The following is a 6,871-nucleotide window of genomic DNA, read 5'->3' on the forward strand; positions in this document are numbered from 1 at the left end:
CGTGGTGTCGTACTGCGCCTCTGTTCCCATCTGCACAAATGTGCTGTATCTTGTGGATCACTGATCCGGATACAGGTTCATTATATTCGGATCACCGATCCGTTTGTCAAGGCAATTTATGCGAGCTGACGCCAGAAAGAATTACGACCATCTCCTTGCAGTCGCGCGTGACGTCGTCACCGAGCATGGTGCCGAGGCGTCCATGCGAGATATCGCCCGCCGGGCCGACGTCGGGTTGGCGACACTATTTCGCCATTTCCCGACACGAGAAGCCTTATTCGAAGCGTTGCTGCGCATGAACGTGGACGAACTGATACAGCAGGCGGCCGAACTCGAAACGTCGAATCCACCTGACGAAGCGCTGGTGTCCTGGTTTCGCGATGGGGTGGCATTCGTTCGCAGCTATAGCGGTATTTGCGCCTTGTTTGCGACCGCGCACGCGGACCCGGACTCCGCGCTTCATGCTTCGAGCACAGCGCTGCGTTCGGCGGGCGCGCGACTACTGCTCCGCGCTCAAGCCGAGGGGACGGCGCGCGCCGATATTGATGGGGTCGACCTGTTCGCCCTGATGTCGGCGCTCGGCTGGCTCGTCGGCCAGCCCGGATTCGCGCCACGGGGGGATCATCTCTTTCACGTTATTACGAGCGCCATCCTGACAAATCGGCCTGGCAACGATATCAAGAAGGCAACGTAACCGAGTCCAACGAATTGTTGTCTGCATTGCGTCGGATGGCGTCCTCTATGACCGACGCCGGCGACACTATGCGCAAAAGTCTTGGCAAAGGTGACGAATGCAACTGATCGTGTCGGGAGTTTTGAGCGGCTGTTGACGAAGGCGATAAGACGCTGGAGCGGCTGAGCTGTCGCACTACCCAGCGACCGCACATGGCCAATCACGGTCCGATCCTGATTGCATAGGGTAATCGCCAGAGATCGACTCGCGTCAGACCGTCATCGACCCTGAGCCGACGTTCACCGTTCTACGAAGCGGACATTGATTCAAGGTAACCCGACCCGCTTCTGAAGCTACCCACGGATCGCTTGAAATCATCGTCCTTTAGTACATTCGCGGGACGAGCGTGTCATCCGCTACCCGCTGCACTGTACCCTGCCATGAGCGCCTCGGCCTCCCTTGCGAACGGGTGCATGCTGTCTACCGCGAGGCGTATCAGCGCAATCATGGGCGAGTAGCGCCCGTACTTCTGATAACGATTGATGCTTGCCCCAATGTCTTGCATGCGCCATTCTAACTTCGCGCTCGCGAAGTCAACATGCTCGTACGCTACTCGTTCGCGGCGCCGGTGGCCGTCGCACGCGGTGAATTGCGCCCACTGCGCGATTCAACCGATCCTTAGGTCGGGGCACTGCCGTTGCTCCCCGGGCCCCTTATTTTGCATTCGTCTTGTGCCTTACGTCCCGGGTGGCATACTTGGCTCATTCGCGGTTGAGAGAAAAGCGCGCGTCAGCTTCCGATAACCAGGCATTTTTATAGCCATGAATCCAAGAGGACATGCCGAATGAACAGTTTCGATACAGCAATCCTAGCTTTCCTGACGCACAACGCTTTTAGCTCCGACCTGATTAACCACGCGATAAGGGTAATCGCGGACCTGTATACATTCAAGGGCCTCGTGCTCATACCCATTTTGTGGTGGATGTGGTTCAAACCCAGTCAGCGTGGCGAATGGGAGCGTGAAATGGTCATTGCAACGATTGTGGGCGGCCTTCTGGCGCTCGCAATCGGCAGGCTTCTCGCCGATTATTTGCCATTTCGGGTGCGGCCAATCTATAACCCCGAACTGCACCTGCACTTTCCATCCGCCAGTCTGCGAGACGTGCGAACCTGGAGTTCCTTTCCGAGCGACCACGCGATGCTGTGGATGTCAGTCGCGACAGGAATTTTTCTCGTCTGGCGCCGCGTGGGCGTGCTTGCGCTTTTGTACACCGCTATCTTCATATGCATGCCGCGCGTTTATCTCGGCTTGCACTATCCGACCGACATACTCGCGGGTGCGGCGATCGGGATTATCATCACATACGTAATGACACGGGACTCCGTCAGAACGCGTTTTGCGGTGCCGATACTGGGATGGATTCAGAGATTTCCCGGGGGCGGTTATACGTTGGCGTTTCTCTTGTGTTTTGAACTGATAACCCAGTCGGTGGAAATACGTTTGCTCGAGCAGTCCGTTTCAAAGGCAGTACGACTGGACGGGACCGCAACTTATGGGCCCGGCAACCACTGGCAATAGCGTGAGCGTGAGCGTGAGGAGTGGATGGTGAGACCGGCGGCGCACGTCCCAATCCGCCCGCTGAACTCACGCGCTGCCAGTCGCAAGGCAAAGTTACTTCAGGTGAATGAGGACTGATCCCTCCGATATCTCCGGCGCGCCCACGCCCGTGTTTCCGGCGTTTTTCGCGATCCAGTCCTTCGCCTTCTGCACGCTTTCGTCAGTGCCTGTCTTGTCCTGGCAAACAGTCACCGAGAATCCGCCATCGCCGCTGCGTGCGAGGGTGTAGCTGACAAAGCCTTTGACCGAACGCATCAGTTCTTCGACGTCAGCCGTGCGCTTCTCCAGCAGATCGAACAACTCCTTTGCACCCTTTCCGGAAAATCTCCTTATAACAGTTTGCATGATTGCATCCTCCTGTTTGACCAGCGAAACGAGCATGCCGCACGAACAATGTGTGCAGCGTGTAACTGCTCTTTTCGACAGCGTGTAGTGCGTGGAAGTAATTGAGAAGGCCGCGCACCTGACTTCCGCGACCCATACCAAGTGTAGTAACTGTACCGCCGTAGTAAACATGAGAAGCGGTGCAAAATCCAGGTGCCTTCAGCCAACGTCCGCAATTGGCCGACTACGGTCTGACATGCGCGTGGCTAGTCTCCGTGCGCGGATTGCGGGTGCTACAGACGCGGGACATGAGCAATATGCATCTTATCTATTTGCAACACTCGCAGGCCTCAACTATGTTGAATAGCCTGAAGGCTCGGCTGCCGGGCGGGTGCCATGTCCGATATTCCTAGCACTCTTACGCGATTCCGAGTTCGCGACAATAGCAGGGAGACTCGGCTATGACGACACCGCTGCTCGGACAGATGATGGACGTGCCGCTGACGGTTTCCTCACTGCTGGCCCATGCGTCACGTCACTTCGGCACGACCGAGATCGTGTCAAAGCGCATCGAAGGCGACGTGCATCGCTACACGTATCGCGACTGCGAAAAACGCGCGAAGCAACTGGCACAGGCGCTTATCGCGCTGGATGTGCAGCCGGGCGAACGGATCGGCACGCTGGCATGGAACGGTTACCGCCATCTGGAAGCCTATTACGGCACGACGGGCTTCGGGGCCGTCTGCCATACCATCAACCCCCGGCTCTTCCCCGAGCAGATCGCATGGATCATCAACGACGCCGATGACAGCTACGTGCTGTTCGATACGACGTTCGCGCAGCTGATCGATTGCCTTGCGCCGCTCTGCCCGAAGGTGCGTGGGTGGATCGCGCTTGCCGACGACGCGCATCTGCCTGCGATGCAGACGCCCATACCGCTCATCAGCTACGAGACGTTGCTCAAACCGCACGACGGCGCATTCGACTGGCCGCTCCTCGACGAGCGCCAGGCATCGTACCTCTGTTACACCTCGGGCACGACAGGCAATCCAAAGGGCGCGCTGTATTCGCATCGCTCTACGGTGCTGCACGCGTACGCCGGTTCGCTGCCGGATGCGATGTGTCTATCGGCGCGCGACTCGGTGTTGCCCGTCGTGCCGATGTTTCATGCGAACGCATGGGGCATGCCGCATGCCGCGCCGCTCACGGGCGCGAAACTCGTCCTTCCGGGCAAGGATCTCGACGGAAAATCCCTGTTCGAACTGATGCAGGCGGAGCGCGTCACGTATTCCGCCGGCGTGCCAACCGTCTGGCTTGGCCTGCTCAACTACATGAAGGAAGCGGGCGTGCGGTTGTCGTCACTGCAACGCGCGGTGATCGGCGGGTCCGCGTGCCCGCCGGCGATGCTGCGCACCTTCGAGGAATACGGCGTCGAAGCCATTCACGGATGGGGCATGACCGAGATGTCACCGCTCGGCACGGTCGCAAAACTGAACTGGGAACAATCACAGCGGCCGCCGGAAGAGCAGCGCAGGCTGCGCGAAAAGCAGGGGCACGTGATCTACGGCGTGGACATGAAGATCGTCGGCGACGATGGGCGCGATCTGCCGTGGGACGGCATCGCGTTCGGCGAACTGCGCACGCGCGGTCCGTGGGTGATCAAGCGGTATTTCCAGCAGGATGACTCGCCGCTCGTCGACGGCTGGTTTCCGACCGGCGACGTGGCCACGATCGACCGGGACGGTTTCATGCGCATCACCGACCGAAGCAAGGATGTGATCAAGTCGGGAGGCGAGTGGATCAGTTCGATCGAAATCGAGAACATCGCGATCGCGCATCCGGCCGTCGCAGAGGCGGCCTGCATCGCCTGCGCCCATCCGAAGTGGCTGCAGCGGCCGCTGCTCGTCGTCGTCAAACGCATGGACGCGGAGATCACGCGCGAAGAACTGCTCGCGTTCTACGAGGGCAAGGTCGCGAAGTGGTGGATGCCAGATGACGTTGTCTTCGTCAACGAATTGCCGCATACGGCCGTTGGCAAGCTGCACAAACTGAAGCTGCGCGAGCAGTTCTGCGATCACCTGCTGCCGTCGGCGCTCGAAGTTGAGAACTGTCCGCTTGCCGACGAGCGCGCAACGGGAGGCGCCGGGTCGAAACCTGCGGCGGAATAATCGGAAGGAGGCTGTCAAAGGGACCGCCACCGCACCGCCATTTGGTGCAACCGGCCGTAGCCGACCCACATCAGCCCTTCGGGCTGGCGGGACATAAATGGCGGCTTCCGGAGTGCTTCGGACATCCGTCTTCGCACAGGCTGCTGCCGCACTTCGGCCTTTCCTGCCATTCGGGCGGGCTGGGTTCCGCGTCAGCAATGTGGCGGATTGCTGACGGTGGCGGCATCGAGCAGCCGAACGGCAGCTTCCAGCATCAGCGAACTCACACTTCCACAGCGGAAACTGCCGGGCCTCACTATGGCGATCTGTGTGTACAAGACCCGCCCCGGACATGGGTGCCCAGCCTCGTCGATCTTAAATGCTTTCCCACAGTGCGGGCAGATGATTTCATGCACGACTACTTACCCTCCACCTTGGCCAGGATGCCCATGAGCATTTCTGGCACCGCGCCCTCGGCCTTAAGTGTTGCAGTCCGATATGCGAGTTGATTTTTCGCGAGACTGATACCTGCGGCAGCCTCAACGTTTTTGCAGGCTGTGATCCATTCGGCCCAGTTCGCCGACAGGAACGATTCAAGGTGATCCTCAAAGATTGCTACCTGATCAGCAACGATGGCAGATGGAAAGTCCTCCTCAATTCGACCGAAGTACTTAAGCGCAGCGCGATTCGCCGCTACATGGCCCTTCCGCTCCTCATCGATCTTGCTTTGCGCCTTCCCATTGGCCTTCGCGCGCGCCTCAAACCCTCCATCCGCATCAAAGAGCGCGTAAACAGGGATACCGATCGACGTCAGGATCGCGTGTGTGAGTGGAATGGATGCCTTGCCTCCTACGGGGACGATGGAGATGCCAGCGGCCTCGATCGAGCCCAGAGAAGTCTTATCGCCAATGCCGTAGAACACTGACGACTCTGTCGTACCTTCCACGAGGAAAGCGCGATGCGCGAAGAGTGCAACTGCAAGCTGATTCGCCACGATGCCGTCCAGCTGGCGGTCAACTGTATCGGCGCTCACCACGCCGTTCAGTTTGGTCCTCACGTCAGCAACCGTCGCGAGGTGGACAGTAACCACAGGAATCTCGTCAGATGATCTCGTCAGCCTCCTGACCTGGTCGAAATGTCGTGCTTCAAGGAAGTAAGGGCTATGAGTCGCATAGGTCACCTGGATGCGCTTACCGGCGTCCTCGGCGAGCGACCGGAGCACCTTCGCGAACGTCTGGGCCTGAATCGGGTGCTGAAAGAGTTCCGGCTCTTCGATCGCCAGGCAGATGACGCCCTCTGTCGACGCCGCACCTGACTGTGCCAAAAGTTGAAGCGCAGAGATCAGAAGCGTGCGCTGAAAACCGTGCCCCTGTCGCTCTACCGCAGTCTCGGTTGTGCCATCGCGTACCGCCACCTCGAATGTGGTCCGAGGGGCCTTGAGTTCAACCTCTGCAGGGGAAACCGTGACAGCCCGACCGGGCGAGTAAGATGTGACGACTTCGTTGAGCTGCGTCGTTATGGCCTCAAGCTGCGCTTTGAATTTCTCCTCGTAGACATTCTGCTGCTTTGCGCGTGACTCCTCGACGATCTTCGCGATCTCCTCATCAGCCGCAGCGCGATCGACTGAACGCTCAAGAATTCGACCAATGATGCTCGACTTTCCGTCGATCGACTCCTCGCTCGCTCGAAGGTCAGCAGTGACTAGGACGAAGTCAAAAAGCCCACTCATCTTGCCACCGCTATTGAAGCCGAAGAAGTTGGTCTGCAGCGACTCCGGCGCTTCGGTGAGTTGGTCGGTGTGACCAGCCTCCCAAGTCGTCATAACTTGGTTGGCAGCGTCGGCGCTACTCCAAGCCGGGAGAGCAAGCGACGAATCAGAGCTCCGCAGATCGTTGTAAGCCTCCTTCTTATCGGCAGCGGATCCTTTACCACGGATGGCGTTGAATGGTGGGTAGCTCTTCGAGTTCGCAGATAAGCTTTCAGCCCCCTCTGGGCCGCGGCGCTTCCACGCGGTGAAGGTCGTGATCCCTGCCGGAGCGTACTTGCCAAGCTCGTTCCGATCCTTGTCGGTGAGGTCAGCGAATGTGACCTGGACCTCGATGTCTTCGT

At 58.9% G+C, this 6,871-nt stretch carries 5 protein-coding genes; 3 read left to right on the forward strand and 2 right to left on the reverse strand.

Going from position 1 to position 6,871, the window contains the following annotated elements:
* Positions 1-118 precede the first annotated feature (118 nt).
* Together P3T25_RS48255 and P3T25_RS48260 are read left to right on the forward strand one after the other, a co-directional pair.
* Positions 119-694 (forward strand): TetR/AcrR family transcriptional regulator, encoded by a 576-nt coding sequence (locus P3T25_RS48255; protein ID WP_035538937.1) that lies wholly within the window; start codon positions 119-121, stop codon positions 692-694.
* An 823-nt stretch (positions 695-1,517) separates the two neighbouring features.
* The gene (locus P3T25_RS48260) at positions 1,518-2,252 is read left to right on the forward strand and encodes a phosphatase PAP2 family protein (RefSeq protein WP_154562301.1); all 735 of its coding nucleotides are present in this window, start codon (positions 1,518-1,520) and stop codon (positions 2,250-2,252) included.
* Positions 2,253-2,345: 93 nt separating this feature from the next.
* Here the strand turns inward: P3T25_RS48260 and P3T25_RS48265 are convergent, their stop codons facing one another.
* The gene (locus P3T25_RS48265; protein ID WP_154562303.1) at positions 2,346-2,636 is read right to left on the reverse strand and encodes a hypothetical protein; all 291 of its coding nucleotides are present in this window, start codon (positions 2,634-2,636) and stop codon (positions 2,346-2,348) included.
* A 440-nt stretch (positions 2,637-3,076) separates the two neighbouring features.
* Between P3T25_RS48265 and P3T25_RS48270 the strand changes: the two genes are divergently transcribed.
* Positions 3,077-4,783 (forward strand): 3-(methylthio)propionyl-CoA ligase, encoded by a 1,707-nt coding sequence (locus P3T25_RS48270; protein WP_154562305.1) that lies wholly within the window; start codon positions 3,077-3,079, stop codon positions 4,781-4,783.
* Between the two features lie 397 nt (positions 4,784-5,180).
* Here P3T25_RS48270 and P3T25_RS48275 read toward each other — a convergent pair.
* A partial coding sequence (locus P3T25_RS48275; RefSeq protein WP_429364813.1) for an ATP-dependent nuclease occupies positions 5,181-6,871 on the reverse strand: 1,691 nt, incomplete at its 5' end.

Origin of the sequence: Paraburkholderia sp. GAS32, from assembly GCF_050434225.1 — a bacterium.
Classification (GTDB): Bacteria; Pseudomonadota; Gammaproteobacteria; order Burkholderiales; family Burkholderiaceae; genus Paraburkholderia; species Paraburkholderia madseniana.